Source organism: Streptomyces iconiensis (assembly GCF_028657195.3).
GTDB lineage: Bacteria > Actinomycetota > Actinomycetes > Streptomycetales > Streptomycetaceae > Streptomyces > Streptomyces iconiensis.
In genome coordinates this window covers 23,947-48,739 of sequence record NZ_JANCPR020000013.1, presented here as the reverse complement: position 1 = coordinate 48,739, position 24,793 = coordinate 23,947, and the positions used below count along the sequence as shown (strand labels likewise).

Annotated in this window: 24 protein-coding genes, 1 tRNA gene, 1 pseudogene and 1 riboswitch; of the genes and pseudogenes, 10 read left to right on the top strand and 16 right to left on the bottom strand. The window is 68.8% G+C overall.

Annotation, left to right across the window (positions count from 1 at the left end; all coding sequences use genetic code 11):
- Window positions 1-69: 69 nt before the first annotated feature.
- Entirely contained in the window at window positions 70-1,137 is a 1,068-nt protein-coding gene (locus NMN56_RS15085) for a Gfo/Idh/MocA family oxidoreductase (RefSeq protein WP_274043761.1), read from the top strand.
- On the opposite strand, the gene NMN56_RS15080 is transcribed toward NMN56_RS15085, so the two are convergent.
- On the bottom strand, window positions 1,121-2,002 hold the full coding sequence (locus NMN56_RS15080) for a fumarylacetoacetate hydrolase family protein (RefSeq protein WP_274043760.1): 882 nt from the start codon (window positions 2,000-2,002) through the stop codon (window positions 1,121-1,123). The two genes, NMN56_RS15085 and NMN56_RS15080, sit on opposite strands and share 17 nt — an antisense overlap.
- Before the next feature lie 98 nt (window positions 2,003-2,100).
- On the bottom strand, window positions 2,101-3,681 hold the full coding sequence (locus NMN56_RS15075) for a DUF445 domain-containing protein (RefSeq protein ID WP_274043759.1): 1,581 nt from the start codon (window positions 3,679-3,681) through the stop codon (window positions 2,101-2,103).
- A 353-nt stretch (window positions 3,682-4,034) separates the two neighbouring features.
- Between NMN56_RS15075 and NMN56_RS15070 the strand changes: the two genes are divergently transcribed.
- The gene (locus NMN56_RS15070) at window positions 4,035-5,345 is read left to right on the top strand and encodes an SGNH/GDSL hydrolase family protein (protein ID WP_274043758.1); all 1,311 of its coding nucleotides are present in this window, start codon (window positions 4,035-4,037) and stop codon (window positions 5,343-5,345) included.
- 225 nt (window positions 5,346-5,570) lie between these two features.
- Here the strand turns inward: NMN56_RS15070 and NMN56_RS15065 are convergent, their stop codons facing one another.
- The 3 genes from NMN56_RS15065 to NMN56_RS15055 are packed head-to-tail and all read right to left on the bottom strand — an operon-like array spanning window position 5,571 to window position 8,188.
- Window positions 5,571-6,548 (bottom strand): ABC transporter ATP-binding protein, encoded by a 978-nt coding sequence (locus NMN56_RS15065; RefSeq protein WP_274043757.1) that lies wholly within the window; start codon window positions 6,546-6,548, stop codon window positions 5,571-5,573.
- 7 nt (window positions 6,549-6,555) lie between these two features.
- Window positions 6,556-7,320, bottom strand: coding sequence for an ABC transporter permease (locus NMN56_RS15060; protein ID WP_274043980.1), 765 nt, complete (start codon window positions 7,318-7,320; stop codon window positions 6,556-6,558).
- Window positions 7,321-7,375: 55 nt separating this feature from the next.
- Window positions 7,376-8,188, bottom strand: coding sequence for an ABC transporter permease (locus NMN56_RS15055; RefSeq protein WP_274043755.1), 813 nt, complete (start codon window positions 8,186-8,188; stop codon window positions 7,376-7,378).
- Window positions 8,189-8,437: 249 nt separating this feature from the next.
- Here NMN56_RS15055 and NMN56_RS15050 point away from each other — a divergent pair.
- Together NMN56_RS15050 and sugE are read left to right on the top strand one after the other, a co-directional pair.
- Window positions 8,438-10,783 (top strand): annotated as a pseudogene (locus NMN56_RS15050) (transglycosylase domain-containing protein).
- Between the two features lie 113 nt (window positions 10,784-10,896).
- Window positions 10,897-10,965, top strand: a riboswitch (guanidine-III (ykkC-III) riboswitch).
- Between the two features lie 30 nt (window positions 10,966-10,995).
- Window positions 10,996-11,316 carry a quaternary ammonium compound efflux SMR transporter SugE gene (gene sugE, locus NMN56_RS15045; protein WP_274043753.1) on the top strand — a complete coding sequence of 107 codons (321 nt, stop codon included), beginning with the start codon at window positions 10,996-10,998 and terminating at the stop codon, window positions 11,314-11,316.
- 108 nt (window positions 11,317-11,424) lie between these two features.
- On the opposite strand, the gene NMN56_RS15040 is transcribed toward sugE, so the two are convergent.
- On the bottom strand, window positions 11,425-11,727 hold the full coding sequence (locus tag NMN56_RS15040) for a GroES family chaperonin (protein ID WP_274043979.1): 303 nt from the start codon (window positions 11,725-11,727) through the stop codon (window positions 11,425-11,427).
- A gap of 79 nt (window positions 11,728-11,806) precedes the next feature.
- Window positions 11,807-12,130: a DUF3618 domain-containing protein gene (locus tag NMN56_RS15035; RefSeq protein ID WP_274043752.1), complete on the bottom strand. Its 324-nt coding sequence runs from the start codon at window positions 12,128-12,130 to the stop codon at window positions 11,807-11,809.
- Window positions 12,131-12,300: 170 nt separating this feature from the next.
- Between NMN56_RS15035 and bcp the strand changes: the two genes are divergently transcribed.
- The 3 genes from bcp (at window position 12,301) to NMN56_RS15020 (ending at window position 14,482) form a co-directional block, all read left to right on the top strand.
- Complete coding sequence (gene bcp, locus NMN56_RS15030) at window positions 12,301-12,783, top strand: thioredoxin-dependent thiol peroxidase (protein ID WP_274043751.1); 483 nt, start codon at window positions 12,301-12,303, stop codon at window positions 12,781-12,783.
- Window positions 12,784-12,841: 58 nt separating this feature from the next.
- Entirely contained in the window at window positions 12,842-14,347 is a 1,506-nt protein-coding gene (locus NMN56_RS15025) for an MFS transporter (protein ID WP_274043750.1), read from the top strand.
- Between the two features lie 50 nt (window positions 14,348-14,397).
- A tRNA-Leu gene (locus tag NMN56_RS15020) sits at window positions 14,398-14,482 on the top strand.
- Between the two features lie 34 nt (window positions 14,483-14,516).
- Here the strand turns inward: NMN56_RS15020 and NMN56_RS15015 are convergent.
- From NMN56_RS15015 to NMN56_RS14985, 7 genes are all read right to left on the bottom strand, one after another.
- Entirely contained in the window at window positions 14,517-15,017 is a 501-nt protein-coding gene (locus NMN56_RS15015; protein WP_274043749.1) for a hypothetical protein, read from the bottom strand.
- A gap of 5 nt (window positions 15,018-15,022) precedes the next feature.
- A complete protein-coding gene (locus NMN56_RS15010) occupies window positions 15,023-16,162 on the bottom strand; it encodes a hypothetical protein (protein WP_274043748.1) in 1,140 nt (379 codons plus the stop codon).
- Window positions 16,163-16,204: 42 nt separating this feature from the next.
- Window positions 16,205-16,636, bottom strand: coding sequence for a WXG100 family type VII secretion target (locus tag NMN56_RS15005; RefSeq protein ID WP_274043747.1), 432 nt, complete (start codon window positions 16,634-16,636; stop codon window positions 16,205-16,207).
- 350 nt (window positions 16,637-16,986) lie between these two features.
- Entirely contained in the window at window positions 16,987-17,601 is a 615-nt protein-coding gene (gene rdgB, locus NMN56_RS15000) for an RdgB/HAM1 family non-canonical purine NTP pyrophosphatase (RefSeq protein ID WP_274043746.1), read from the bottom strand.
- A gap of 44 nt (window positions 17,602-17,645) precedes the next feature.
- Window positions 17,646-18,026 carry a hypothetical protein gene (locus tag NMN56_RS14995; RefSeq protein ID WP_274043745.1) on the bottom strand — a complete coding sequence of 127 codons (381 nt, stop codon included), beginning with the start codon at window positions 18,024-18,026 and terminating at the stop codon, window positions 17,646-17,648.
- Between the two features lie 118 nt (window positions 18,027-18,144).
- Window positions 18,145-18,870, bottom strand: a complete 726-nt coding sequence (rph, locus tag NMN56_RS14990; RefSeq protein WP_274043744.1) for a ribonuclease PH — start codon at window positions 18,868-18,870, stop codon at window positions 18,145-18,147.
- Window positions 18,871-18,979: 109 nt separating this feature from the next.
- Complete coding sequence (locus NMN56_RS14985; protein WP_274043743.1) at window positions 18,980-19,213, bottom strand: PTS sugar transporter subunit IIB; 234 nt, start codon at window positions 19,211-19,213, stop codon at window positions 18,980-18,982.
- Window positions 19,214-19,440: 227 nt separating this feature from the next.
- On the opposite strand from NMN56_RS14985, the gene NMN56_RS14980 reads away from it, so the two are divergent.
- Entirely contained in the window at window positions 19,441-20,745 is a 1,305-nt protein-coding gene (locus tag NMN56_RS14980) for a PTS transporter subunit EIIC (protein ID WP_274043742.1), read from the top strand.
- A 533-nt stretch (window positions 20,746-21,278) separates the two neighbouring features.
- Entirely contained in the window at window positions 21,279-22,520 is a 1,242-nt protein-coding gene (locus NMN56_RS14975) for a PTS transporter subunit EIIC (RefSeq protein WP_274043741.1), read from the top strand.
- Window positions 22,521-22,750: 230 nt separating this feature from the next.
- Here the strand turns inward: NMN56_RS14975 and NMN56_RS14970 are convergent, their stop codons facing one another.
- Both NMN56_RS14970 and NMN56_RS14965 read right to left on the bottom strand, forming a co-directional pair.
- Window positions 22,751-23,233 carry a hypothetical protein gene (locus NMN56_RS14970; protein ID WP_274043740.1) on the bottom strand — a complete coding sequence of 161 codons (483 nt, stop codon included), beginning with the start codon at window positions 23,231-23,233 and terminating at the stop codon, window positions 22,751-22,753.
- Between the two features lie 111 nt (window positions 23,234-23,344).
- Window positions 23,345-24,106: an MBL fold metallo-hydrolase gene (locus NMN56_RS14965; RefSeq protein WP_274043978.1), complete on the bottom strand. Its 762-nt coding sequence runs from the start codon at window positions 24,104-24,106 to the stop codon at window positions 23,345-23,347.
- 195 nt (window positions 24,107-24,301) lie between these two features.
- On the opposite strand from NMN56_RS14965, the gene NMN56_RS14960 reads away from it, so the two are divergent.
- Entirely contained in the window at window positions 24,302-24,742 is a 441-nt protein-coding gene (locus tag NMN56_RS14960; protein WP_274043739.1) for a type II toxin-antitoxin system PemK/MazF family toxin, read from the top strand.
- The last annotated feature ends 51 nt before the right edge of the window (window positions 24,743-24,793 follow it).

Genomic DNA, 24,793 nt, shown 5'->3' with positions numbered 1-24,793 from the left:
TGGGTGCGGGCACGCCGTGCGTGTGGGCCGGACCGTGCTCATGGTGCTCCGCTTTGCGAGGGTAGGCGCATGAACCGTATGGACTCCTCCGTCACCCCGCTCCGCGTCGGCCTCCTGGGCTACGGACTGGCGGGCTCCGTCTTTCACGCGCCGCTCCTCGCTTCCACTCCGGGGCTGGCCCTGGACACCGTCGTCACCTCCGATCCCGAGCGCCAGGAGAGGGCCCGTACAGCGGGTGGGCCCGACGGCCTCGTACGGGTGGTGGCGTCGGCCGACGAGCTGTTCGCCGAGCCCGGCAGGCTCGATCTGGTGGTGATCGCGACCCCGAACCGTACTCATGTGCCGCTGGCCCGGCGTGCGTTGGAGGCGGGGCTGCCGGCGGTGGTGGACAAGCCGCTGGCGGCGACTGCGGCCGAGGCACGGGAGCTGGCCGAGCTGGCGGACGCGCGCGGGCTGCTGCTGGCGCCCTTCCAGAACAGGCGCTGGGACAACGACTTCCTCACGCTGCGCTCGCTGCTGGCCGAGGACGCGCTGGGTGAGGTGCACCGTTTCGAGTCACGGTTCGAGCGGTGGCGGCCGAAGCCGAAGGGCGGCTGGCGCGAGTCGGGCGACCCGGAGGAGATCGGGGGGCTGCTGTACGACCTGGGCAGCCACCTGGTCGACCAGGCGCTGACCCTCTTCGGTCCCGCCGCCTCGGTGTACGCGGAGTCGGACGTACGCCGCGCCGGTGCGGAGGCGGACGACGACACGTTCATCGCGATCACCCACGAGAACGGCGTGCGCTCCCACCTGTGGATGAGCGCGACGGCAGCCCAGCTGGGCCCGCGCTTCCGGGTGCTGGGCAGCCGCTCCGCGTACGTGAAGTACGGGCTCGATCCGCAGGAGGCGGCGCTGCGGGAAGGCGCGCGGCCCGCTGAGGGCGTGCCGTGGGGCGTGGAGCCTGAGTCGGCGTGGGGCACGCTGGGTGCCCTGGACGAGACGCGTACGGTGCCGACGCTGGACGGCGACTACCCGGCGTTCTACGACGCGGTGGCCGCCGCACTGCGCGAGGGCACGCCGCCGCCCGTGACGGCGCACGAGGCGGCGGCTGCTCTTCAGGTGCTGGAGACGGCGCGGTCGTTCACGCGGTCTTCATGACCTGCCGCTGGCTGCCGAGGCCCTCGATCTCCAGCTCGACGACATCGCCGTCGCGCAGATACGGCTTGGGCTCGTCCATGCCCATGGCGACGCCTGCCGGGGTGCCGGTGTTGATGACGTCGCCCGGGTAGAGGGTCATGAACTGGCTGAGGTAGCGCACCACTTCGGCCACCGGGAAGATCTGGTCGGCCGACGTGCCGTTCTGGCGGAGTTCGCCGTTGACCCACAGACGCATCGCGAGCGCCTGTGGGTCGGGGACCTCGTCGGCCGTGACCAGCCAGGGGCCGAGCGGATTGAACGTCTCGCAGTTCTTGCCCTTGTCCCACTGTCCGCCGCGTTCGATCTGGAACTCGCGCTCGGACACGTCGTTGGCGACCGCGTATCCGGCGACGCAGGCCAGTGCCTCCTCGTGGGAGTCCAGATAGCGCGCGGTGCGGCCGATGACGACGGCCAGTTCGACCTCCCAGTCGGTCTTCTGGCTGCGGCGCGGTACGAGCACCGTGTCGTGCGGGCCCACGACGGTGTCGGGGGCCTTCATGAAGAGGATCGGCTCCCCGGGGACGGCCGCCCCCGTCTCGCGTGCGTGGTCGTGGTAGTTCAGCCCGATGCACACGATCTTGCCGATGCGGGCGACGGGCGCCCCGATGCGCAGGCTCTCGGGTCCCGCCTCCGCTCCCGGGAGAGCGGGCAGTTCGGGCAGCGTGCCCGACTCGGCGACCGCGCGCACCCGCTCCAGCGCGGCACCGTCACTGAGCAGGGCACCGTCGATGTCGGGCACGATCCCCGACAGGTCACGCAGCGTTCCTGACTGGTCCAGCAGCGCGGGGCGTTCAGCCCCGGCCGATCCGACGCGCAGCAGTTTCACGTGTCTCCCCTCCAGGCGAATCAGACGATCCTCCAAGAGGCCGTTCAGATCCACAAGACCCGGTTCACCTACTGGACCGCGACCCGGTACGCCGTGCCTCAGCCGCCCAGCAGCCGCGCCACCGTGTAGATGACGAGCCCCGCCAGGGAGCCGACGACCGTGCCGTTGATGCGGATGAACTGGAGGTCCCTGCCGATGTGGGCCTCGATCTTCTTCGAGGTGTGCTCCGCGTCCCAGGAGGCCACCGTCTCGGAGATCAGTGAGGTGATCTCGTCCCGGTAGGTGGTCACCAGGTAAACGGCGGCCCCCTCCACCCAGCCGTCCACCTTGCCCTGGAGCCGCCCGTCCTCGGACATCCGCTTGCCGAGCGACAGCAGCGCAGCCCGTGCGCGTACCCGCAGCTCGCTGCGCTCGTCCTCGGCCGCGGCGACGAGCATGGCCCGTACGGCGCTCCACGCCGAGGCGATCAGGTCCTGCACCTCGCCCCTGCTGATCACCTCGTTCTTGAGCCGCTCCACGCGCGCCCTGGTGGCGGGGTCGGACTTGAGGTCACCGGCGAAGTCGGACAGGAAGCGGTCGACGGCGCCCCGCGCGGGGTGGTCGGGCATGTCCCGCATCTCCTGCACGAAGCGCAGCAGTTCACGGTAGACGCGCTCACCGACCTTGCGGTCGACGAACTTCGGTGTCCAGCCGGGCGCACCCCCCGCGACGGCGTCCATGACCGAGTCGCCGTGCTCGTCCAGCCAGTCGGCCGCCCGTACGCACACCAGGTCGACGATGCGCCGGTGCCCGCCGTCCGCGACGATCTTCTCCAGCATCGCGCCGAGCCCCGGCGCGATCTCCTGCGCGTGCGCCCGCCGCGTGATGGCCTCGCTGACGATGGCCTGGACGTCGGAGTCGCGCAGTACGGTCAGCGCGCCGCGCAGCGCGGTGGCCAGCTCGGCGGTGACCCGGTCGGCGTGCGCGGGCTCAGCGAGCCAGGCGCCGAGCCTGCTGCCGATACCGACGGCACGCAGCCGTACCCGGACCACCTCGCCGGAGAGGAAGTTCTCGCCCACGAAGTCGCCGAGGCTCTGGCCGAGTTGGTCCTTCTTGGTGGGGATGATCGCGGTGTGCGGGATCGGGATGCCCATGGGGTGCCGGAAGAGCGCGGTGACCGCGAACCAGTCGGCGAGCGCGCCCACCATCCCGGCCTCCGCGGCTGCGGCGACGTAACCCGTCCAGGTCCCGGCGCCCGCGTGCCCCGCCCACTTGGCCAGGACGAAGACGGTCGCCATGAGCAGCAGCGCGCCGGTCGCGATGGTCTTCATCCGCCGTACGCCGCGCCGCCGTTCCTCGTCGGCCGGCGTGAACGCCCCTGGCCCGCCGAAGCGTCCGGGGCCGCCGGCCCTGCCCGGCGCTCCGGCGCCACCGGTGCTGTCGCCCGACCCGCCCCCCGGTCCTGACCCGGTGCCGGCTCCCGGACCGGCCCCCGCGCCCGGTCCGGCTCCGGAGTCCGGTCCGGCCCCTGAGCCCGATCCGCCGTACCCCCCTTGCCCGTTGGGGCCCACCGGCCCCGAATGGCCCAGCGTGTCCGAGCCATTTCTCTCGGTGTCCACGGCATCGGATTCGCCGCGTGTGACAGCTCTCACGTGGGCATCATCACGCCTAGGCAGCTCGCCCTTATTTGTCCGTTCCATCCGCTCCAACCGTCCCCTGGACCGCCCCGCGTACCCCCATCCTCCAGGGGGTCGCCGCCGGAAAGGCCAGTTCAACAGGCTCATCGAAGAGCACAGCCCCAAATGTCATCTTCACCCGGAGCGTCCCCGGGCCATTCTCCCCCGCGGTAACCGGGAGGGAACGGATCAGCCCTTTTCGGCGTCTGTGTGTTCGGGTGACGGTGATCTCCGGCAAGGATGCGCCCGCACACCCCTCGTCTCCGACCGCCCGGTCCACGGCCCCCAGGCCGGGGGCAGCACGCCGATCGTGGGATCATGAGACCGCCGACCACTCGGAGCCCCGGGCTCCGTCAGCCCGAGGAGAAACATCGCGCATGACCAGGAACATGGGTTATGCCCTGCTCGCCGGCCTTGCGGCGCTCGTGGTCCTCGTCTCGACCGCGGTCTTCATCGGCGTCGGCAGCAGCGATGACGGGCTGAACGGTGATTCCCCGCAGGCGCGCAACTCCGCCGCACCCGCCTCGTCGGGCAACTGGGTCGGCACCTGGTCCGCTTCCCCCGCTGCGGCCGAGCCCCGCACCCGCGACGGCTACGCGGACATGTCGATACGGAACGTGGTGCACACCTCCGTCGGCGGCAGCGGTGCCCGTATCCGGCTCTCCAACCTGTTCGGCAACCGCCCGCTGACCGTCACGCACGCGTCCATCGCCCTCGCGGCTGCCCCGAGCAACCCGACGGCCGCAGCGGGCACGATGCGCCGCCTCAGCTTCGGCAACAAGCCCACGGTCACCATCCCCGCCGGCGGCGAGGTCACCAGCGACGCGGTCAGGCTCAATGTGCCGCACGCCGCCGACCTGTTGATCACCACCTACTCGCCCAGCACCTCGGGCCCCGTCACGTACCACCCGTACGCACGTCAGACCAGCTACGTCGCCGAGGGCGACAGGGCCGAGGAGACCGGCGGCACGGCCTTCAACCAGCAGAGCCCGTACTGGCGTTACCTCACCGGCGTCGACGTCTGGAGTGCCGAGACCGACGGCGCCGTCGCCGTGCTCGGTGACTCGATCACCGACGGCATCACCTCAAGCCCCGGCGCCAACCGCCGCTGGACGGACTTCCTCGCCGAGCGGCTGCGCACCGAGCGGGACGCGCCCCGGCTGAGCGTGCTCAACGGCGGCGTGAGCGGCAACCGTGTCCTGGTGGACGGCAGCAAGTACTCGCCCAACAACGGCCCGAGCGCGCTGTCCCGCATGAACCGCGACATCCTCTCCCGTACGGGAGTGAAGGCCGTGGTCATCGAGATGGGCCTGAACGACGTCATCAAGCCCCCGCGCCAGCGGGACCCGCAGCGGATCGTCGACGGTCTGCGCGACCTCGTGCGCCAGGCGCACGCGCGCGGCCTGCGCGTCATCGGCTCCACGCTCACGCCTTTCGGCGGCCACCGGGGCTACACGCCCCGGCTGGACGCGGTACGCCAGGGAGTCAACGAGAAGATACGGCAGGGCAAGGTCTTCGACGCCGTCGTGGACTTCGACGCCGCCCTCCGCGACCCCGCGCGCCCCGAACGCCTGCGCGTCGCCTACGACTCGGGTGATCACCTCCACCCCAGCGACAACGGCTACCGCGCCATGGCGCAGGCCCTGGACCTCAAGACGCTGAAGGGCTCCAGCCCGGCGAAGCTGTGAGGCTTCCAGCCCGGCCAAGCTGTGAGGCTTCCAGCCCGGCCAAGCTGTGAGGCCGACTCCGCAGAGCCGCAGGGGCCTGGCCCCTGCGGCTCTGCTCTGTCATGGCCCCCTTCTGTCATGGCGACGGGCTGCCATGGCTCCCTTCTGCCATGACGGCGCTCTGCCATGACGGCGAGGGTCAGCCGGAATCACCGCCCTCGGCACCGCACTCGTCCGACGGCCCCCTCAACGTGCGTACATGCGGGCGATGACGTCCTCGATGTCGGGCTCCCTGATCGAGAGGTCGACGAGCGGGTAGCCGGCGGCGACCTGGGAGACCAGGGGTGCCGCGCTCGCCGCCGCCGGGAAGGCGAGCCACTGGCGCGGCCCCTCGGTGCGTACGGTGCGCGCGCCGTGCACGCCCTCGATGGGAGGCATCTCACGCTCCAGGTCGACCACGAGCGTCCGTTCGCTGCTGCCCACCTCGTGCAGACCCGCGAGCACGCCGTCGTACATCAGGCGGCCGTGGTCGATGACCACGACCCGCTTGCACAGGTACTCGATGTCGCTGAGGTCGTGCGTGGTCAGCAGGACCGTCGTGCCCATCTCCGCGTTCAGGTTCAGCAGGAACTCCCGTACCCGCGCCTTGCTGATCACATCGAGCCCGATCGTCGGCTCGTCCAGGTAGAGCACGTCGGGGTCGTGCAGCAGCGCCGCTGTGATGTCGCCCCGCATCCGCTGCCCCAGCGAGAGCTGCCTGACCGGTACTTCGAGCAGCCCGTCCAGCTCCAGCAGCTCGACGCAGCGCTCCAGGTTGGCGCGGTAGCGGGCCTCGGGGATGCGGTACATGCGCTTCACGAGCGCGTAGGAGTCGCGCAGCGGCAGGTCCCACCACAGGGTGGTGCGCTGCCCGAAGACGACGCCGATGCGCCGCACCAGCTGCGTACGCTCCTTCCAGGGGTCCACCCCCGCCACCCGCAGCCGTCCGCCGCTGGGCGTGAGGATGCCCGTCAGCATCTTGATCGTGGTCGACTTGCCCGCGCCGTTCGGCCCGATGAAGCCCACCATCTCCCCGCGCGGCACGGCGAAGGAGATGCCGTCCACCGCGCGCACCTCGCTGGTCGTACGCCGCAGGAAGCCGCTCCTGCGCCGTACCGTGAAGACCTTCTCCAGCTCTCTTACGTCGATGAAGCCGTCGTCGTCCACGGATTCCTCTCCGGTCATCCCTTCCTCAGCTTCCTGTACTCCGGTAGGCGCGCAGTCCCGCGCGCCACACCAGTCCCGTGATGACGCAGCACAGCAGCGCCACGGCCGGCGAGGCGAAGTCCACCCAGCCCGGCAGCCCCAGCGGATCGTCGCGGCCCAACAGGCGCAGTGCGGGCATCCAGTTGACGAAGGCCAGCGGCACCACGAACGTCACGCCCCGCACGAGGTCCTTGCCGAAGACCGTCGGCGGGTACTGGAGCAGCGTGGTGCCGCCGTAGGTGAAGGCGTTCTGCACCTCGGAGGCGTCCTGCGCCCAGAACTGGAAGGCGCCGCCCAGTACGAACACGCAGCCGAAGATGCAGCCGCCGCTGACGATCATCACCAGCACCATCAGCGCGCTGCCCACGTTCCAGTCCACATCGAGCTGGAAGAGCGACCAGGTCAGAACCATCGCGCCCTGCGAGATCCTGCCGAGCCTGCGCAGCGCGAAGCGGTCGGCCGCCACCTGGACGAGCACCGGCACGGGCCGCATCAGCAGCAGGTCCATCGTCCCGTCACGCACCCGCCCGCCGATCCGCTCGAACTGACCCAGGAACAGATCGGCCAGCCCGAAGGCGACACTGGACGTGCCGTACAGGAACGCCACCTCGGGCAGCGAGAAGCCGCCCAGCGCCTCCACGTGCGAGAACATGATCATGATCGCGGCGAAGTCGAGAAACGTGGTCGCGAAGCTGACCGCCAGCATGATCGCGAACGAGGCGCGGTACGCCATGGTCGAGCGCACCCACATGGCGACGATGAACCCGTAGGCCCGCAGCCCCCACGCGGCCCGCGCCAGCACACCCTCAGCCACCCTGGACCACCACCCGGCGCGTCGCGACCTTCTGGAGCAGCCGCCCGCAGCCGAGGAGCACCAGCGCCCACACGGACTGGAACCCGAAGGCGCCCGCGATCCCCGCTCCGCCCTGGCGCACGCCCAGCAGCACATCGGCCGGCACCTGGAGGGTCGCGGCCCATGGCAGCCAGCGCACGATCTCGCCGAGCGCGCCGGGGAACACGTTCAGCGGCAGCATCATCCCCGAGAAGAAGAGGCTCAGCAGCATGCTCAGTGCCCCGAGCCCGGACGCGTCCAGCAGCCAGAACCCGCACAGCGCGAACAAGTAGCGCAGCGCGAAGCTGACGACGACCCCGAGGAACACGGACAGCAGGAAGAGCGCCCACACCAGAAGGGAGCCGGGGAGCGCCAGTTCGAAGGCGAAGGCGCCCACCACCAGCGGTACGACGCCGCGCCCGACCAGATGGAAAGCGGCCCGCCCCAGGTCGGAGGCGAGCCACCACATTTGGAGGTCGATGGGCCGATAGAGATCGATGGCCACATCGCCCGTTCTGATGCGTTCCTGGAACTCGTCCTGGAACCCCCCGCCCATCAGGGCCGCACTGGCGAGCAGCGCCTGCCCGATCCACACGAACGTGAGTGCCTGGGACTGGTCGTATCCCCCCAGTTGCGGACGCTCGTTCCACAGGGCGATGAAGGTGTACGCGAGGATGAAGCCGAAAATCGTGTTGGTGAACACGCCCGCGGCCGTGGCCATGCGGTACGTGGCATAACGCCGGAAGCCACTTCCGGCTACAGCGAAATAGAGACGTGGCAGACGCATCCTTTCGAGCCCCTCCACCGTCTTCCAAGTAGTACTTCCGTACGAGAACAAGCGCCGGAGCCTAGTCCACCTTCTCGGAGGACAGCCACCGAATACTCACCGGGACGGGTGACAGGCCCGGGCCGAACGGCCCATCGGCCGGTCCCGCGTGGTGTGCCCCGCACTCGTTCTCCGGTGCGGTGGGTGCGACAGTGTTCTACGGGGCGTACATCGCGAATCGCCCACTTTGGACGAGGAGTCCCTGGAGACATGAGTGACGAGCCGACCACCGAATCCGACGGACGGGAACCGGGGTCCGACGGCCCGCCGTCCGATGACTCGGAGGGGGACGGCATGAGCAGCGAGGGCGGCAAGAAAAAGAAGAAGCGCCGCACCGGCTGGCGCCGCCTGCTCCCGACCTGGCGGATGGTACTGGGCGGAGTCCTGCTGTTCGTCCTGCTCGTCTCCGGCGCGCTGGTGGCCGGATATCTGCTGGTGAGCATCCCCTCGCCCAACAAGGCGGCTGCTGCGCAGACGAACGTCTACTTGTACGCGGACGGCACGCAGATCGCCCGCGACGGCGAGGTCAACCGCGAGAACGTCACGCTCAGCAAGGTGCCCAAGACCGTCCAGCACGCCGTACTCGCCGCCGAGGACCGGGACTTCTACCACGAGACGGCCGTCGACCCCAAGGCCATGCTCCGCGCGGGCTGGAACATGCTCACCGGCGGTGGCCGCCAGTCCGGTTCCACCATCACCCAGCAGTACGTGAAGAACTACTACCTGGACCAGGACCAGACGATCACTCGTAAGGCCAAGGAGTTCTTCATCGCGCTCAAGCTCGACCGCGAGGTGAGCAAGGCCGAAGTGCTCCAGGGCTACCTGAACACCAGCTACTTCGGCCGCAACGCGTACGGCATCCAGTCGGCGGCGCACGCCTACTACGGCAAGGACGTCAGCAAGCTCACCACGGCCGAGAGCGCCTATCTGGCCGCGCTGGTCAACTCGCCCAACGCGTACGACACCCGCGCCCACCCGGAGAACCGCGCACGCGCCAAGGCGCGTTGGAACTACGTGCTCGACGGCATGGTCACCGAGGGCTGGCTCAAGAAGTCCACCCGCGAGGGCATGAAGTTCCCCGAGCCCGACGAGGCCAAGCCGCCGGGGAACATGGCGGGTGAGCGCGGCTATCTGGTGGAGGCGGTCAAGAACTACCTCATCGAGAACAGGATCGTCGACGAACAGCGGCTCCGCGCCGGGGGCTTCCGCATCACCACCACCTTCCAGCCCAAGAAGCAGAAGGCCATGCGCAATGCCGTCGACGACAAGCTGATGTCCCAACTGGACAAGAAGAACCGCAAGGTGGACAAGTACGTCCGGGCGGGCGGTTCCTCCGTCGATCCCAGGACCGGCAAGGTCGTGGCGATGTACGGCGGCATCGGTTTCACCGAGCAGTTCATGAACAACGCCACCCGGCGCGACTACCAAGTGGGCTCCACCTTCAAGCCGTTCATCTTCGCCTCCGCCGTCCAGAACAAGTCCAAGACCCAGGGCGGCTCGTCCATCAACGCGCGCACCGTCTACGACGGCACCAACAAGCGCGAGGTCATGAGCGACGGCCGGGGCACCGACTACTCCCCCGCCAACGAGGACGACAGGTCCTACGGCCAGATCCCCGTCACCACGGCGATGGACAAGTCCGTGAACTCCGTCTTCGCACAGATGGGCGTGGACGTCGGCCCGAAGAAGGTCAAGAACACCGCGATCGACCTCGGCATCCCCAAGAACGTCCCGAACATGCCCGAGGACGGCTCCATCGCGCTCGGCGTCACCACCGCCTCCACCCTGGACATGGCCGAGGCGTACGCGTCGCTCGCCAACCACGGCAAGCACGGCCACTACCGCATGGTCGAGAAGGCCACCCGCGGCAACGAGGTCATCGACCTGCCCGACCACGACCCCAAGCAGGCCGTACCCCGCGTCGCCGCCGACTCCACCACCGACATCCTGCGCAGCGTCGTCAAGTCCGGTACGGGAACGGCCGCGCAGTCAGTCGGCCGCCCGGCGGCGGGCAAGACCGGTACGGCGGAGGAGGACAAGGCGGCCTGGTTCGCGGGCTTCACCCCCGAACTGTCGACCGTGATCAGCGTGATGGGCCAGGACTCCGACAGCGGCGCCCAGAAGCCCTTGTACGGCGCGGCAGGCCAGCCCCGTATCAACGGCGGCGGCTACCCCGCGAAGATCTGGGGCGCCTACATGAAGGAGGCCCTGGACGGCCGGCCCGTCAAGGACTTCGACCTGGACACCAACGGCGACGCCGAGCTGCCCAGCACCCAGCCGCCCGCCACAACGGAGCCCCCCACCACCGAGCCCCCCTCGACCGGCTCCCCCAGCGAATAGACCCCGCCCACCTCCGAGAAGCCCCCGCCCCCGCCCCCCCACCCAACGCCGCCGCCGTCCGAACCCACGAAGCCTCCGGACCCGAGCATCCCCGAGATCGGCGGGGTCGACGGCGGTGATCCCGGCGGTGACGGCGGAAACGACGTGGGCGGCGCCGACGGCGGACCGGGCGATCCGGGCGGAATCGGCGGCAACGGAGTTCCCGGCGGAGGGTAGGCCCTCCCGCGAGGGGACACCGGGTCCCGCACGCAGGCCCTTTCCCGGGCCGATGACCCGCTGGTGACCTGGGCCACCACCCTCGCGCGTCCCGTTTGCTACGGTTCTGGGACCGGTCGCTCGTTCGAGTGGGCCGGTCCCGACGAGACGCGTCGTACCGGGCCGAGACAAGACGACGCACCCCCGCAAGTCACGTTTACGGAGGTGCCGTCATGGCCTGGATCCTGCTTGTCGTCGCCGGTCTCGTCGAGGTCACCTGGGCGATCGGTCTCAAGTTCACCGAGGGCTTCACACGGCTGTGGCCCAGCGTCGGCACGATCGCCGGCTTCGCCGTCAGCATGATCCTTCTCGCCTACGCCGCCAAGACCCTGCCCATCGGCACGGCCTACGGCGTCTGGGTCGGCATCGGTGCGGCGGGCGCGGCGATCGTCGGCATGGTGGCGCTGGGAGAGCCCGCCACGGCGGCCCGGATCTTCTTCATCGCCCTGCTGCTGGTCGCCGTCATCGGCCTCAAGATGACCTCCGGCCACTGACCGGCCGGCCCGGCGCCCGGCAGAAGTACGGCGCCCCGCCGGCCCTCCCCGATACGGCGCCTCAGAAATGAGGCGCCCCGGGGGCCGCATCCCCAAGGGGCGGGAGCTTCAGAGGTAGAGCCCCGTCGAGTCCTCGGAGCCCTGGAGGCGTTCGGCGGCGACGGCATGGAGGTCGCGTTCACGCATCAGCACGTACGCGACCCCGCGCACCTCCACCTCGGCCCGGTCCTCCGGGTCGTACAGCACGCGGTCCCCCACCTCGACCGTACGGACGTTCTGACCGACGGCGACGACCTCGGCCCAGTCGAGCCTGCGGCCGACAGCGGCGGTCGCGGGAATCACGATCCCACCGGAGGACCGCCGCTCGCCCTCGGTGGTGTCCGTCCGCACGAGTACGCGGTCGTGCAGCATCCGGATGGGCAGCTTGTCGTGGTCCGCTGCGGCGGAAGCGGGAGTCTCAGGGCTCACGGCACGACCGTATCCCAGGCCCTCAGCGCCGCCGACGCCGAGCCGAGAGTGCGAAGAAACCGCCGACGACGGCGACCGTGATCAGTGCGACCGGAACGACGCGCTCCAGGCGCGGAGCGCCGTCCTCGGCAACGAACGTCGCCCGCATGTCCGTGACCGCGCGGTTCGCCGCGACGTACGCGCGCCCCGCCGTCCTGTCCACCGTGGCCGCGGCCTTGGCCTTGGCGTCGCCGATGATCGTCTTCGGGTGGACGCGTACGGCGATCTCGTCCAGCGCTGCGGCCAGATCGTGCCGCCTGCGGACGATGTCCGCCTCGATGTCCGCGGGGGTCCTGGCTTCCGGCACCGCGCTGCCTCCATCGCTGTCAGTGGTGCGTCATACCGTGGTTAACGGACATCCTGTCAGCTCGCCGGGGCCCATGCCCCATGGCACCCCCGATCGGCGCCTTCCGGCTACGCTCAGGCAGCGTCCGACCGTAAGTGAGCACCATCCGTGAGGAACGCAGAGGAGCCCCCATGAGCGAGCGACTTCAGCCCGGCGACACCGCCCCCGACTTCACGCTGCCCGACGCCGACGGCAAGCAGGTCTCGCTCGCTGACCACAGGGGACGCAAGGTGATCGTGTACTTCTACCCCGCCGCGCTCACTCCCGGCTGCACCAAGCAGGCATGCGACTTCACCGACAACCTCGACCTGCTCGCGGGCCAGGGGTACGACGTCATCGGCGTCTCCCCCGACAAGCCGGAGAAGCTCGCGAAGTTCCGCGACAAGGAGGACCTGCGGGTCACGCTCGTCGGCGACCCCGACAAGGAGACGCTGGCCGCGTACGGCGCCTTCGGCGAGAAGAAGCTGTACGGCAAGACGGTGACGGGCGTGATCCGTTCGACCGTCGTCGTGGACGAGAGCGGCAAGGTGGAGCACACGTTCTACAACGTCAAGGCAACCGGCCACGTGGCCAAGCTCATCAAGGACCTGGGCCTGGAGCCGTCCGGCGCCTGAGCGCCGTCACCTCCGCATATGCCGTGTAACGGCGGTTGTGTGCGGTACTCATGGGTGCATGAATCACGAGGAACCGGCCCCGGACCCGGCTGCCCTCAAACGGCACCGCAACCTCTTCCGGGCCATCCAGCGTCAGCTGCGGCCCAGAATCCGCCGTAGCGACATCACGGTCACGGACGAGAAGACGGTGCGCCGCGCGACGAAGGCAGCCGCCGTCGGCAATGCCATGGAGTGGTTCGACTTCGGGATCTACGCATATCTCGCGGTCACGATCGGCAAGGTCTTCTTCCCCGCAGGCAGCACCCAGCTCCTGGCCTCCTTCACCGCCTTCGCCGCCTCTTTCCTGGTACGGCCGCTCGGCGGGCTGTTCTTCGGCCCGCTCGGCGACCGTATCGGGCGCAAGAAGGTCCTGGCGCTGACGATGATGCTGATGGCGGCCGGCACCTTCTGCATCGGCCTGATCCCCTCGTACCACTCCGTCGGGATCATCTCGCCGGTCCTGCTGCTGGTGTGCCGGCTCGTGCAGGGCTTCTCGACGGGCGGCGAGTACGGCGGCGCCGCCACCTTCATCGCCGAGTACGCGCCCGACAAACGGCGCGGGTTCTTCGGCAGCTTCCTGGAACTGGGCACCCTCACCGGCTACACGGGCGCAGCGGCCCTGGTGCTGCTCCTCAACACCACGCTCGGCCCGCAGACGATGCTCGACTGGGGCTGGCGCATCCCGTTCCTCGTCGGCGGCCCGATCGGCGTGGTCGGCCTCTACCTGCGTATGAAACTCGACGAGACCCCGGCGTTCCAGAAGCGCGCGGCCGAGCTGTCGCACTCCCCCGAAGCCAGTACGGAGGAGGCCAACGCGCCCAAGCTGTCCGAGAACGTGCCCCAGAAGGAACTCAAGACGGTCTTCGCCGAACAGTGGCGGGCCCTGCTCCTGTGCGTCGGCCTGGTGGCTGCCTACAACGTCACCGACTACATGCTGCTGTCCTACATGCCCGCCTACCTCACCGACGCCCTGGGTTACGAGAACTCCATGGAGCTGGTCGCGGCGATCATCGCGATGGTGGCGATGATGACGGTCCTCCAGCGCGTGGGCAATCTCAACGACCGCTTCGGGCGCAGGCCCGTGCTGCTCGCCGGCATGATCGGTTTCCTGCTCCTGACGGTGCCCGCCTTCGCCCTCTTCCAGCAGGGCAGCTTCATCGCCGTACTCGTCGGCCTGCTCATCCTCGGCGCCTGCCTCGTGTGCCTGCTCGGCACGATGTCCGCGACGCTCCCCGCGCTCTTCCCGACCGATGTGCGCTACGGCTCCCTGTCGATCGGCTACAACGTCGCGACGGCCGTCTTCGGCGGCACGGCACCCGGCGTGATGACCTACCTCGTCGACAGCACCAACGACAACCTCGCCCCCGCCTACTACGCCTCCGGCGCGGCGGTCCTCGGCATCGTCTCCGTCCTGTGCATGAAGGAGACGGCCCAGCAGCCGCTCCAGGGCTCACCGCCCTCGGTGAGCACCGACGAGGAGGCCAGGGAGATGGCACGTTCCCAGACCAACGAACCCACGTTCTGATCCGGGCCCTCCCCCGTACGCACAGGGCGCGCGCAGTACGATACGTCAGCGCGCGAGTGCCGGAATTGGTAGACGGGACGGCTTTAGGTGCCGGTGTCTTCGGACGTGGGGGTTCGAGTCCCCCCTCGCGCACCACGGGATCTTCTGGTCTCCCGGCGGAGACGGTCCCTCACGCGTGTACGGACGTCACGTACACCGTCACGCGCTCCGGGCGGTCCGTCACGTCGATGGTGATGTCGTGGCTGGGCGCGGGCGTGCGGGTGCCGGTGGAGACGCCGGAGAGGTAGTTCCTGCCGGGCCGCTTCTTCCAGCCGGCGGTCTCGGTGCCGACATCCTCAAGGTAGAAGCCGGGTTCGAGGCTGGACTTGGGCACCCGGGCCTCGCGGAGGAAGGCGGCGAGCCGGCTTTCGGGGATCTGGAAAGAGAGTGCGAGGCCGTACGAGGACCAGCCGTTGTCCTGGACGTAGGCGACCCGTCGCGCTTCAGGGGGCAGGGCGAGCTGGTGCAGCTTGAGGACCTTCGCCGGTGGGGCTCCGTGCTGGAGGCGGGGCGCCGCGGCCTTGGGCTTCTCCTCCGGTGCCGCCTTCTCCTGCCCGCCACAGCCGGCGACGGACGCGAGGAGCAGCACCGCACCCGCCACCCCACCTGTGACGCGTGCCCCGCGCGTCACGCGCCTCACCGCTTCGGCCAGTTGTCGATGACGAAGTTCGTCTTACCCACGACGTTGTATTCGCGGGCCTTTCCCGAGGTGTGCAGATGCGCCATGTCCTTCTGCTTCAGTTCGATCGGCCCCTTGTGCAGATCTTTACGGGGCACGGACTCCGAACCGTTCCCCCAGTTGTAGCGCTTGTAGACGGACAGCTCGGCAACCATTCTCTCTTTCCCTGACGCGTCGTACACCTTGCGCCCCTTTACGCGGTACTGGAATCCGTTGAGCGCGTAGTACCAGTCGAGGCTGTCCTTTTCGTTGGCCCGGGTCGACTTCCATCCTGTGTCGAATGAACTGTCCCCCTTGTACCTCTTCAGGTCCTCGCCCAGTTTGCCGCGGAACCGGGGAAGCGACTGGAGCATCGTCGCTGGGTCCACCTTGTAGTCCTTGCCCGAGTTCTCCAGGTAATGACTGAGGAGGTCGTAGGCGTTTCCGTGGCCCTGGTAGGCGAGTCCGGACAGGATGAGCGCATTCGCCTTCCACCACGTCTTGTTGTCGGTCCCGTTGGGTTTCTCCTTACCGTAGGGCCTTCGGTCGGAAGGCAGCAGGGGCGGGTTCCCGACCTGGGTGAAGCCCGCGTACCGGCCGTTGACGTCGAACTCCAGAGCCCACTTCAGGGTGTTGTCGGCCCTGCGTGCGTCCTCGATGGCGCGCGTGACGCGCCGGTTGTACCCGTTCACGGTCTCGAAGTAGCCCTTGGACAGCATCTGCTGCTGCCCCGCCGGCAGCCCCTTGAGCTTGTCCTCGTCGAGGGAGACCTCTCCCGTCGCCCCGTCGATCTTCAGGTACTTGTCCTCGCCGATTTCCCTTACGCACGCGTTGAGGCGCTTCTGGGCACTGTGCAGGTCCTTGTACGCGGTACGGAGAAATCCGTGCACATAACGGGCCTCCCTGGAGGCCGCTTCCATCTCACGCGCCGCCGCCTTGAAGCGGCCCTTTGCCGCGTTCGCCGCCTCACCACGCCAGTCCGATTCGGTGAGCGACTTCCGGATCTCGGTATCGAAATCGGTCTTGACGCCCAGCATCTTCTCGGGGACCGATTTCCATTTCCGTACGGCTTCCTCAAGAGGCTTCAAGTCGACGGACACGATCTTCTTGAAACTCAACAAGGCTCATTCCCCCTCGGAATCCGAGGACACCGCAGAACGTCATCCGAAGTTCGGGCCGTCCTTCCAGGGGCCCGGCTGGCGCCAGAAACTGTTCCCGGTGTCGAGGTCGTTCTTCTTGAAGAGCTTCGCAGCCTTGCGCAGGCTGTCCGCCGTTCTCGTTTCCAGGACCTCGCGCACGTACTTCATCTGACGGGCCCAGCGTTCGTCGAACGTGTCGAAGGCCGAGGCACACGCGAAACCCGACAGGCTCCCCTTGATCTGCCGGGTCTCCGTCATCGCCTCGTTGTCCGTGGCCATGAATCGCCTGGCGATCTTGTCCGTCGCCTCGGCCTTGGCCCGGAGCACCGACGCGGACACCTTGAGGCCGGGACCGGCTCCGTCCGGCGGGAGAGGGCCGTTCAGCCGGGTATGGACGCGCGACCCGTCCCCCGCACCGGCCTTGAGCGCCGCCCACTCTTCCTCGAACGTCATGCTGCCGCCCCCTTCTCGCCCGCGCTCAGCCTTTCGTCACCGTCAGTACGTGCTGTCGCCGTCAGTACGTGCTGTCACCAGTACGTCCCATCGATGGTAGGCAACTCACCTGGCACGGCGCATCGGCGTTCTGAGGGGGCGCCAGGGCCAGGAGACACGTGCGCGGTTCGGAATTCCGAACCCGCGGTCGGGTGCTTCCACGAGTGACCTGCTGCTTCATGTCCGGTGTGATGAGGGGGACTTGTTCACCTCCTACCGATGAGGAAAAGCCATGAAGCCGTTCCGCAGCGTGCTCCTGTGTCTGCTGGCCGCGAGACCAAGCACCCGAAGAACCCGGACCCGAAGCCCCATCAGCGCAGGTCCAGCAGCTCCCGTACGGCGGGGACCAGGGCGCGGAACGCCTTGCCGCGGTGGCTGATCGCGTTCTTCTCCTCGGCGGTCAGCTCGGCGCAGGTCCGGGTCTCCCCCTCGGGCTGGAGGATCGGGTCGTAACCGAAGCCGCCGCTGCCCGAGGGCGCGTGCCGGAGGGTGCCGCGAAGCTGGCCGTTGACCACGCGCTCGGCGCCGGCGGGCAGGGCGAGCGCGGCGGCGCACTCGAAGTGGGCCGCACGGTGCGCGTCGGCGATGTCGGAGAGCTGTGCGAGCAGCAGGTCGAGGTTGGCGGCGTCGTCACCGTGCCTGCCCGCCCAGCGCGCGGAGAAGATACCGGGTGCGCCGCCGAGTACGTCCACGCACAGCCCCGAGTCGTCGGCGATGGCGGGGATCCCGGTGGCGGCGGCGAGCGTGTGCGCCTTGAGGAGCGCGTTCTCGGCGAAGGTCACCCCGGTTTCCTTGACGTCGGGAATCTCGGGGTAGGCATCGGCGCCGACGAGGTCCAGGTCGAGGCCGGCGTCGGCGAGAATGGCCTTGAGTTCGGTGACCTTGTGGGCGTTGCGGGTGGCGAGGATCAGGCGCTGGGTGCTCATGGGCACCGATTATCGCGTCCTGTCCCCGCCTCCGTCGCGCGGGATCAGCCGGGGGTGCAGACCTTGGTCAGCTCCTCGGCCGCGTCGCCGACCGGTCCCGTCTTGGGGGTCTGGCCCTTGTCGATGTCCGTGCGGACGCTGTCCACGGCGTCGCCCAGCTTGCCGACGGCCTTGCTGACGTCGCCCTCGTCGGTCTCGTTCTCGATCTTCTTCAGGTTCTTGTCGATCTTGTCGAGCGATTCCTTGGCCTGCGTGGGGTCCTCGGAGGCATCGGAGGCCGCCTGCTGGAGGTCCTCCGCGGCCTGCGCGACGGCGGTCGCCGTATTGGCACAGTCAAGGGCCTTGTCGACTGCTCCGCACCCCACGGCGAGAGGCACGGTGAACGCGACGGCCGCTATCGCGGCGACGGTGGTCCTACGGAGCACGGTCTCTTCCCCTCCTGGAAACTGGTCGGGCCGCACGATTCGACACGTGCGGCCCGCACCTATGCAGACGCGTAAAGCGGTCGCAAAGTTTCCTCGGGGGCCGAGAAGTTCGCTGAACCTACCGGCCGAGTGCCGTGCGCTGCGTTCCGTCCAGCTGGGCGCAGCCCTTGACGGCCAGGTCGAGAAGGCCGTTCAGCTCCTCGCGTGCGAACGGCTCGCCTTCGGCCGTGCCCTGGACCTCGACGAAGCGGCCGTCCCCGGTGCAGACGACGTTCATGTCGGTCTCGGCGCGCACGTCCTCCTCGTAGCGCAGGTCGAGCAGCGGCGCGCCGTCGACGATGCCGACGCTGACGGCGGCGACGGTGCCGGTCAGCGGCTGCGCCTTGGCCTTGATCAGCTTCTTGCCCTGGGCCCAGCCGATGGCGTCGGCGAGGGCGACATAGGCACCGGTGATGGCGGCGGTACGGGTGCCGCCGTCGGCCTGGAGCACGTCGCAGTCGACGACGACGGTGTTCTCGCCGAGCGCCTTGTAGTCCACGACGGCGCGCAGGGAGCGCCCGATGAGACGGGAGATCTCGTGGGTACGCCCGCCGATCTTGCCGCGGACGGACTCGCGGTCGCCGCGGGTGTTGGTGGCGCGCGGCAGCATGGCGTACTCGGCGGTGACCCAGCCCTCGCCACTGCCCTTGCGCCAGCGGGGCACGCCCTCGGTGAAGCTGGCGGTGCACAGGACTCTGGTGTCGCCGAAAGAGACGAGGACGGAGCCTTCGGCGTGCTTGCTCCAGCCGCGTTCGATCGTGACCGGACGCAGTTCCTCGGCCGTACGGCCGTCGATACGTGACATGGGAGCGAGCCTAAGCCGTGTCCCGCGTAACGCCGAACGCGGTGGCGGGGACGGCCGGTTCTCCCGGCGTCCCGGCCACCGCGTTCGGCGTGTACCGGCGAGCTTCAGCTCACATCATGTCCTCGATGTCCGCCGCGATGGGGTCGGCGTCGGTGCCGATGACGACCTGGATCGCGGAGCCCATCTTCACGACTCCGTGGGCTCCGGCCGCCTTCAGCGCGGCCTCGTCGACGAGTGAGGAGTCCTTGACCTCGGTGCGGAGGCGGGTGATGCAGCCCTCGACCTCTTCGATGTTGTCGAGCCCGCCGAGTCCGGCGACGATCTTCTCAGCCTTGCTGGCCATGTGCTTCTCCTGGTGTGACGGACCGGTGGACCGCTGGGCGGGATATCACGTTAGCCCACGTTCAGCCCATGTTCGCGGGCGTATGTCCACTGTCTGACGAATGATGGCGGTTACCTGGCGTTGCGAACCGGTCACTTGCGCCCGCTTCGCACCACTAGAGGTCTACACCAGTATGCGACAACCGCTCGGAAACGGTGGCCCAGGGGCGACCGGTCAGGAGGAGGCTCGTGAGTTCCCACGCCGCCGCGTCCCCGGGAAAAAGGTGGACGTCCTCCTTCTTCCAGGGCCTCCAGAAGATGGGCCGCAGCCTCCAGCTCCCCATCGCGGTCCTTCCCGCGGCCGGCATTCTCAATCGGCTGGGCCAGCCCGACATCTTCGGCGACGAGGGACTTGGCTGGTCGGACGTCGCCAAGGTGTTCATGGGCGCCGGCGGGGCGCTGCTGGACTCCGCGCTCGGGCTGCCGCTGCTCTTCTGCGTCGGTGTGGCCATCGGGATGGCCAGAAAGGCGGACGGCTCGACGGCACTCGCGGCCGTGGCCGGGTTCCTCGTCTACTACAACATCCTCCACCAGTTCCCCGAGTGCCCCTCGGGCGCGCACTACGACAGCGGGCTGACCACCTGCGTGGGCAAGGGCGGGGACGCGGCGGGCACTCCGACCTACCAGAACCCGGGCGTCTTCGGCGGCATCGTCGTGGGCCTGCTGTCCGCGTGGTTCTGGCAGCGCCTGCACCGGGTCAAACTCGTGGACTGGCTGGGCTTCTTCAACGGGCGCCGCCTCGTGCCGATCGTCATGGCCTTTGTGGCGCTCGTACTCGCCGTGCTGTGCCAGTGGGTCTGGCCGCCCGTCGGTGACGCGCTCACCAGCTTCTCGAAGTGGATGACGGATCTGGGCGCGTGGGGCTCGGGCATCTTCGGTCTGGCCAACCGCGCACTGATCCCGATCGGTATGCACCAGTTCCTGAACACCTTCATGTGGTTCCAGTTCGGGGACTTCACCAAGCCCGGCGGTGAGGTCGTACACGGTGACATCAACAGGTTCCTCGCGGGCGACCCGACGGCCGGCCAGTTCACCTCGGGCTTCTTCCCGATCATGATGTTCGCGCTGCCGGCCGCAGCGCTGGCCATCACGCACACGGCCAGGCCGGAGCAGCGCAAGGTGGTCGGCGGCATGATGCTCTCGGTGGGCCTGACCTCGTTCGTCACGGGTGTCACCGAACCCATCGAGTTCTCGTTCCTGTTCATCGCGCCCGCGCTCTACGTGATCCATGTGATCCTCACCGGCGTCTCCATGGCGGTGACCTGGGCGCTCGGGGTGCACGACGGCTTCAGCTTCTCGGCCGGACTGATCGACTACGTCATCAACTGGAGCCTGGCGAGCAAACCATGGCTGATCATTCCGATCGGACTGTGCTTCGCGGTGGTCTATTACGTGCTCTTCCGCTTCGTGATCGTCAAATTCGACCTCAAGACTCCGGGGCGCGAACCGGAAGAGGTCGCCGAGGAGATCGAGAAGGAGAACACCGAACCCTGACCGGACCCACCCGCGGAAAGACGCAAGAACCCGCGCCCCCGGGACTGCCCCCGAGACCTCCCCGGCCGCGCCCCGGGAGCCCGCAAGTCCCCCGGAGGACGGCAGCGCCCCGGAGAGGACGGCGAGAGACCTGCGGACAGGGCAGGCGTCTCGGCGGAACGCTGCGAGGGCCGCGGCGAAGTCCTGCGGGTCCAGTGAAGACCGAGTGGGTCGCGGCGAAGTCCGGCGGGTCCGGCGAAGACCGAGTGGGGTGCGGCGAAAGACCGGTGACGTTCGCGGCGAAGGCCGCGCGCGCTCTCGGCGGAGCCCGCGAAGTGTCTCGGCGAAGTCGCGGAAAGGCCCTTGAGTTCATGGACTTGAGGGCTTTTCGATATGCGTTCGTGACGTGCGGCGAACGCGGCCGAAGTCACTCGGAAGAAGAGATTCCATCTGTCCGCGTGCTCATGCTACTAATGGTCTAAACCACTAGCGTGGACTAGACCATCGAGCGGGCCTCCTCCTTGCGCAGCGCCCGCTTCACCTGGAGGAATCCCATGAGCACGGACACCGCTGCTCCCGCGAAGAAGCGGGGCTCCGGACTGTTCCAAGGACTGCAGAAGGTCGGCCGCAGTCTTCAGCTGCCGATCGCGGTCCTGCCCGCCGCGGGCATTCTGAACCGGCTGGGCCAGCCCGACGTCTTCGGTGACGAGGGGCTGAAGTGGCACGACGTGGCGGCTGCCTTCGCGGGTGCCGGCGGCGCCATCTTCGACAACCTGCCGCTGCTGTTCTGTATCGGTGTGGCCATCGGCTTCGCCAAGAAGTCCGACGGCTCGACGGCGCTGGCCGCGCTCGTCGGCTTCCTCGTCTACAACAACGTTCTTCAGGCGTTCCCCGTCGAGGAGGCGGTGGTCAAGGCGGGCGAGGACACCCCCGCCGTCTACAACAACCCGGGTGTGCTCGGCGGCGTCATCATGGGTCTGATAGCCGCGGTCATCTGGCAGCGCTTCCACCGCACCAAGTTGGTCGACTGGCTCGGCTTCTTCAACGGGCGCCGTCTGGTACCGATCATCATGGCCTTCGTCGGCCTGGCCGTCGGTGTGATCTTCACGCTCATCTGGGGCCCGATCGGCGACGCGATCACCGCGTTCGGTGAGTGGATGACCGGGCTCGGAGCGGCGGGCGCCGGCATCTTCGGCGCGATCAACCGTGCGCTGATCCCCGTCGGCATGCACCAGTTCCTCAACACCGTCGCGTGGTTCCAGCTCGGCGACTACAAGAACGCCGCCGGTGACGTGGTGCACGGCGACATCGCGCGCTTCTTCGCCGGTGACCCGACGGCGGGTCAGTTCATGTCGGGCTTCTTCCCGATCATGATGTTCGGCCTTCCGGCCGCGGCCATCGCCATCGCCCACTGCGCCAAGCCGCACCGCCGCAAGGCCGTGATGGGCATGATGGTCTCGCTCGCGCTGACCTCGTTCGTCACCGGTATCACCGAACCGATCGAGTTCTCCTTCATGTTCATCGCGCCGGTGCTGTACGTGGTGCACGCGCTTCTCACCGCGGTGTCGATGGCGGTGACGTGGGCGCTCGGGGTGCATGACGGCTTCAGCTTCTCGGCGGGGTTCATCGACTACGCGATCAACTGGAGCCTCGCGGAGAAACCATGGCTGATCATCCCGATCGGACTGTGTTTCGCGGCGATCTACTACGCGCTGTTCCGCTTCCTGATCATCAAGCTGGACATCAAGACCCCGGGCCGCGAGCCCGACGAAGAGGTCGAGGATCTGACGAAGTAGCCGGGAGCCGGCGACGTCGCTGTCCTTGACGACTCGCTCAGCACGGGGCTGCGGAGCGCGCAGACGAACGCCGCCGTGGTGGACTCCGGTCCGCCACGGCGGCGTTCACGTGTGCGCGTACGGTCCCGCCACTGCGGGCGTCCGTCTGCGCGTATGGGCCGCCGTCATGGGCGTCCGCGATGCGCGCACGTGGGTGCGCGTTCCGTGTGCGCGTACGGGCGGTCACGGGGTCAGGCGTGGCCGAGGGCCCGGGTGCCGCTGCGGTGGGTGGCCAGCCAGGCCCCGCGGCCCAGGGACCATAGGACCAGCGCGCCCACGAGCGGTGCGCCGAGGAGCAGCGCGGCCCCCGCACCGATGTTGGCTCCGATCACGCCCGCTGTCAGCACACGCCAGCCGGCGCCCGCGAGCGCTCCGGCGATCAGCAGCGGGCCGAGCACCTGCCACCAGCGCCTGTCGAAGGTGCCTGCACGGGTGGCGTGCGTGAGGAGCGCGCCGCATCCCACCGCGAGGAGCGTGGCGAGGGCGGCGATGAGGTTCTCGGCCCCGGCCGGTATGTCCCACGGCCTGACGGAGTAGTCCAGTTCGGACGGGGGCAGCCCCTGCGCGTTCTGCTGTCCGACGAGGCCCCAGACGGCGAGCGGAACGGCGAGCGTCAGCACGGCCGCTGTCGGGAGGAGTTGCGAGTGCCTGCTGGTTCTGGTGTTCGTAGCCACGTCTCCCAGAATCGGCCCGAGCGGAGGGAGCCGCATGAGTTGCCGTACTCAGAACAGGTACCCGAGCACGCTCCGGACGTCCGACCGCGCTCGCACGCGCCGTTGAGGCAGCTAGATCTCGTAGACCGCGCCCGGACGGGCCATCTCGACCGGTCCTTCGAAGGCCGCCTTCGCGTCGCGGAGGTTGATCTGGGAGTCGGTCCACGGGGGTACGTGGGTGAGGACGAGACGCGAGGCAGCGGCGCGCTGGGCGATCTCGCCCGCCTGGCGGCCGTTGAGGTGCAGCCCGGGGATCTGTTCCTTGCCGTCGGTGAAGGACGCCTCACAGAGGAACAGATCGGCCTGGAGCGCGGCGAGTTCGAGGGACGTACAGGGTCCCGTGTCGCCGGAGTACGTGAGAGTCTTGCCGCTGTCCATGTGTTCGACACGGAACGCGTATGCCTCGACCGGGTGGTCGACCAGCTCGGTACCGATCCGGAAGGGTCCCAGCTCGAACGTGTCCGCCGGCGCGAGGTGGCGGAAGTCGAAGACCTCGCTCATCGAGGTGGCGGAGGGGGTGTCCGCGTAGGCGGTGGTCAGGCGCTGTTCGGTTCCGCTGGGTCCGTAGACGGGCATCGGGGCACAACGGCCGCCCTCGTGGCGGTAGTAGCGCGCGACGAAGTATCCGCACATGTCGATGCAGTGGTCCGCGTGGAGATGGCTGAGCGCGATGGCGTCCAGGTCGTAGAGGCCGGTGTGGCGCTGCAGCTCGCCGAGCGCGCCGTTGCCCATGTCGAGGAGCAGCCGGAAGCCGTCGGCCTCGACCAGATAGCTCGAACAGGCCGATTCCGTGGACGGAAACGACCCGGAACAGCCGACGACGGTGAGCTTCATGGAGCGGGAACCTCCGTTGGCGGCCTGCGGGGTGGTCCCCATGTCGTTGACGAGGGGATTCCGAGCGTAAGCCGCCGGACTCCCGCTGGCTCCTCGGTGGGGCGCTGGTGTGGGCGGAATCACCAGCCCGGGGTAGTAGCGTCGTGACCCTGTGGATCTCGAAGCTGCCGAAGGGGATCACGGAGGCGCGCGGAGATGGATACGTCGTGGTGGCTGGCGCTCGGCGGGGTGGTGCTGCTCGCGTTCGTCGCGGCACTTGTGGACGCGCGAGGACGGCTCGGCCCGCGCAGGCGGGGCGCCCGCGCCGTGGCAGCGGCGGCCGTCAGGGACGACGGTGAACCGCTGCCCAGGCCGGGTGAGATCTGGCGCACGGAGCTGCCCGACGGCGACGAACAGCCCTTTCTCGTGCTGGCCGTACGCAGCGACGGGGCGCGGGTGGCGCGGCTGACCACCGCTCCTCGTTCGTCCTCCGCGCTGCCGGTGCCGCTGCCCGTACTGCCGCCGGACGACACACGGTTGCCCGTCTATTACACGGCGGAGGGCGGGCTGGCCGAGGTTGGCCTCGCCCGGCTGCTTCACCGTATGGGCGAGGTCGCCCCGGAGACCTGGGAACAGATCAGACACCTGGCCGATTGAGCCGACTGGGCCCATGGAGAGGGTGTCCGGCGTCCCTGCCCCGCAGTGCTG

What these genes read in the sequence shown, in the direction of transcription:
- NMN56_RS15085 (WP_274043761.1), top strand. Translation starts at nt 70, where the DNA reads ATGAACCGTATGGACTCCTCCGTCACCCCGCTCCGCGTCGGCCTCCTG.
- NMN56_RS15075 (WP_274043759.1), bottom strand. Translation starts at nt 3,681, where the DNA reads ATGGAACGGACAAATAAGGGCGAGCTGCCTAGGCGTGATGATGCCCAC.
- NMN56_RS15070 (WP_274043758.1), top strand. Translation starts at nt 4,035, where the DNA reads ATGACCAGGAACATGGGTTATGCCCTGCTCGCCGGCCTTGCGGCGCTC.
- NMN56_RS15065 (WP_274043757.1), bottom strand. Translation starts at nt 6,548, where the DNA reads ATGACCGGAGAGGAATCCGTGGACGACGACGGCTTCATCGACGTAAGA.
- NMN56_RS15060 (WP_274043980.1), bottom strand. Translation starts at nt 7,320, where the DNA reads ATGTGGGTGCGCTCGACCATGGCGTACCGCGCCTCGTTCGCGATCATG.
- NMN56_RS15055 (WP_274043755.1), bottom strand. Translation starts at nt 8,188, where the DNA reads ATGCGTCTGCCACGTCTCTATTTCGCTGTAGCCGGAAGTGGCTTCCGG.
- sugE (WP_274043753.1), top strand. Translation starts at nt 10,996, where the DNA reads ATGGCCTGGATCCTGCTTGTCGTCGCCGGTCTCGTCGAGGTCACCTGG.
- NMN56_RS15040 (WP_274043979.1), bottom strand. Translation starts at nt 11,727, where the DNA reads ATGCTGCACGACCGCGTACTCGTGCGGACGGACACCACCGAGGGCGAG.
- bcp (WP_274043751.1), top strand. Translation starts at nt 12,301, where the DNA reads ATGAGCGAGCGACTTCAGCCCGGCGACACCGCCCCCGACTTCACGCTG.
- NMN56_RS15025 (WP_274043750.1), top strand. Translation starts at nt 12,842, where the DNA reads ATGAATCACGAGGAACCGGCCCCGGACCCGGCTGCCCTCAAACGGCAC.
- NMN56_RS15005 (WP_274043747.1), bottom strand. Translation starts at nt 16,636, where the DNA reads ATGACGTTCGAGGAAGAGTGGGCGGCGCTCAAGGCCGGTGCGGGGGAC.
- rdgB (WP_274043746.1), bottom strand. Translation starts at nt 17,601, where the DNA reads ATGAGCACCCAGCGCCTGATCCTCGCCACCCGCAACGCCCACAAGGTC.
- rph (WP_274043744.1), bottom strand. Translation starts at nt 18,870, where the DNA reads ATGTCACGTATCGACGGCCGTACGGCCGAGGAACTGCGTCCGGTCACG.
- NMN56_RS14985 (WP_274043743.1), bottom strand. Translation starts at nt 19,213, where the DNA reads ATGGCCAGCAAGGCTGAGAAGATCGTCGCCGGACTCGGCGGGCTCGAC.
- NMN56_RS14975 (WP_274043741.1), top strand. Translation starts at nt 21,279, where the DNA reads ATGAGCACGGACACCGCTGCTCCCGCGAAGAAGCGGGGCTCCGGACTG.
- NMN56_RS14965 (WP_274043978.1), bottom strand. Translation starts at nt 24,106, where the DNA reads ATGAAGCTCACCGTCGTCGGCTGTTCCGGGTCGTTTCCGTCCACGGAA.
- NMN56_RS14960 (WP_274043739.1), top strand. Translation starts at nt 24,302, where the DNA reads ATGGATACGTCGTGGTGGCTGGCGCTCGGCGGGGTGGTGCTGCTCGCG.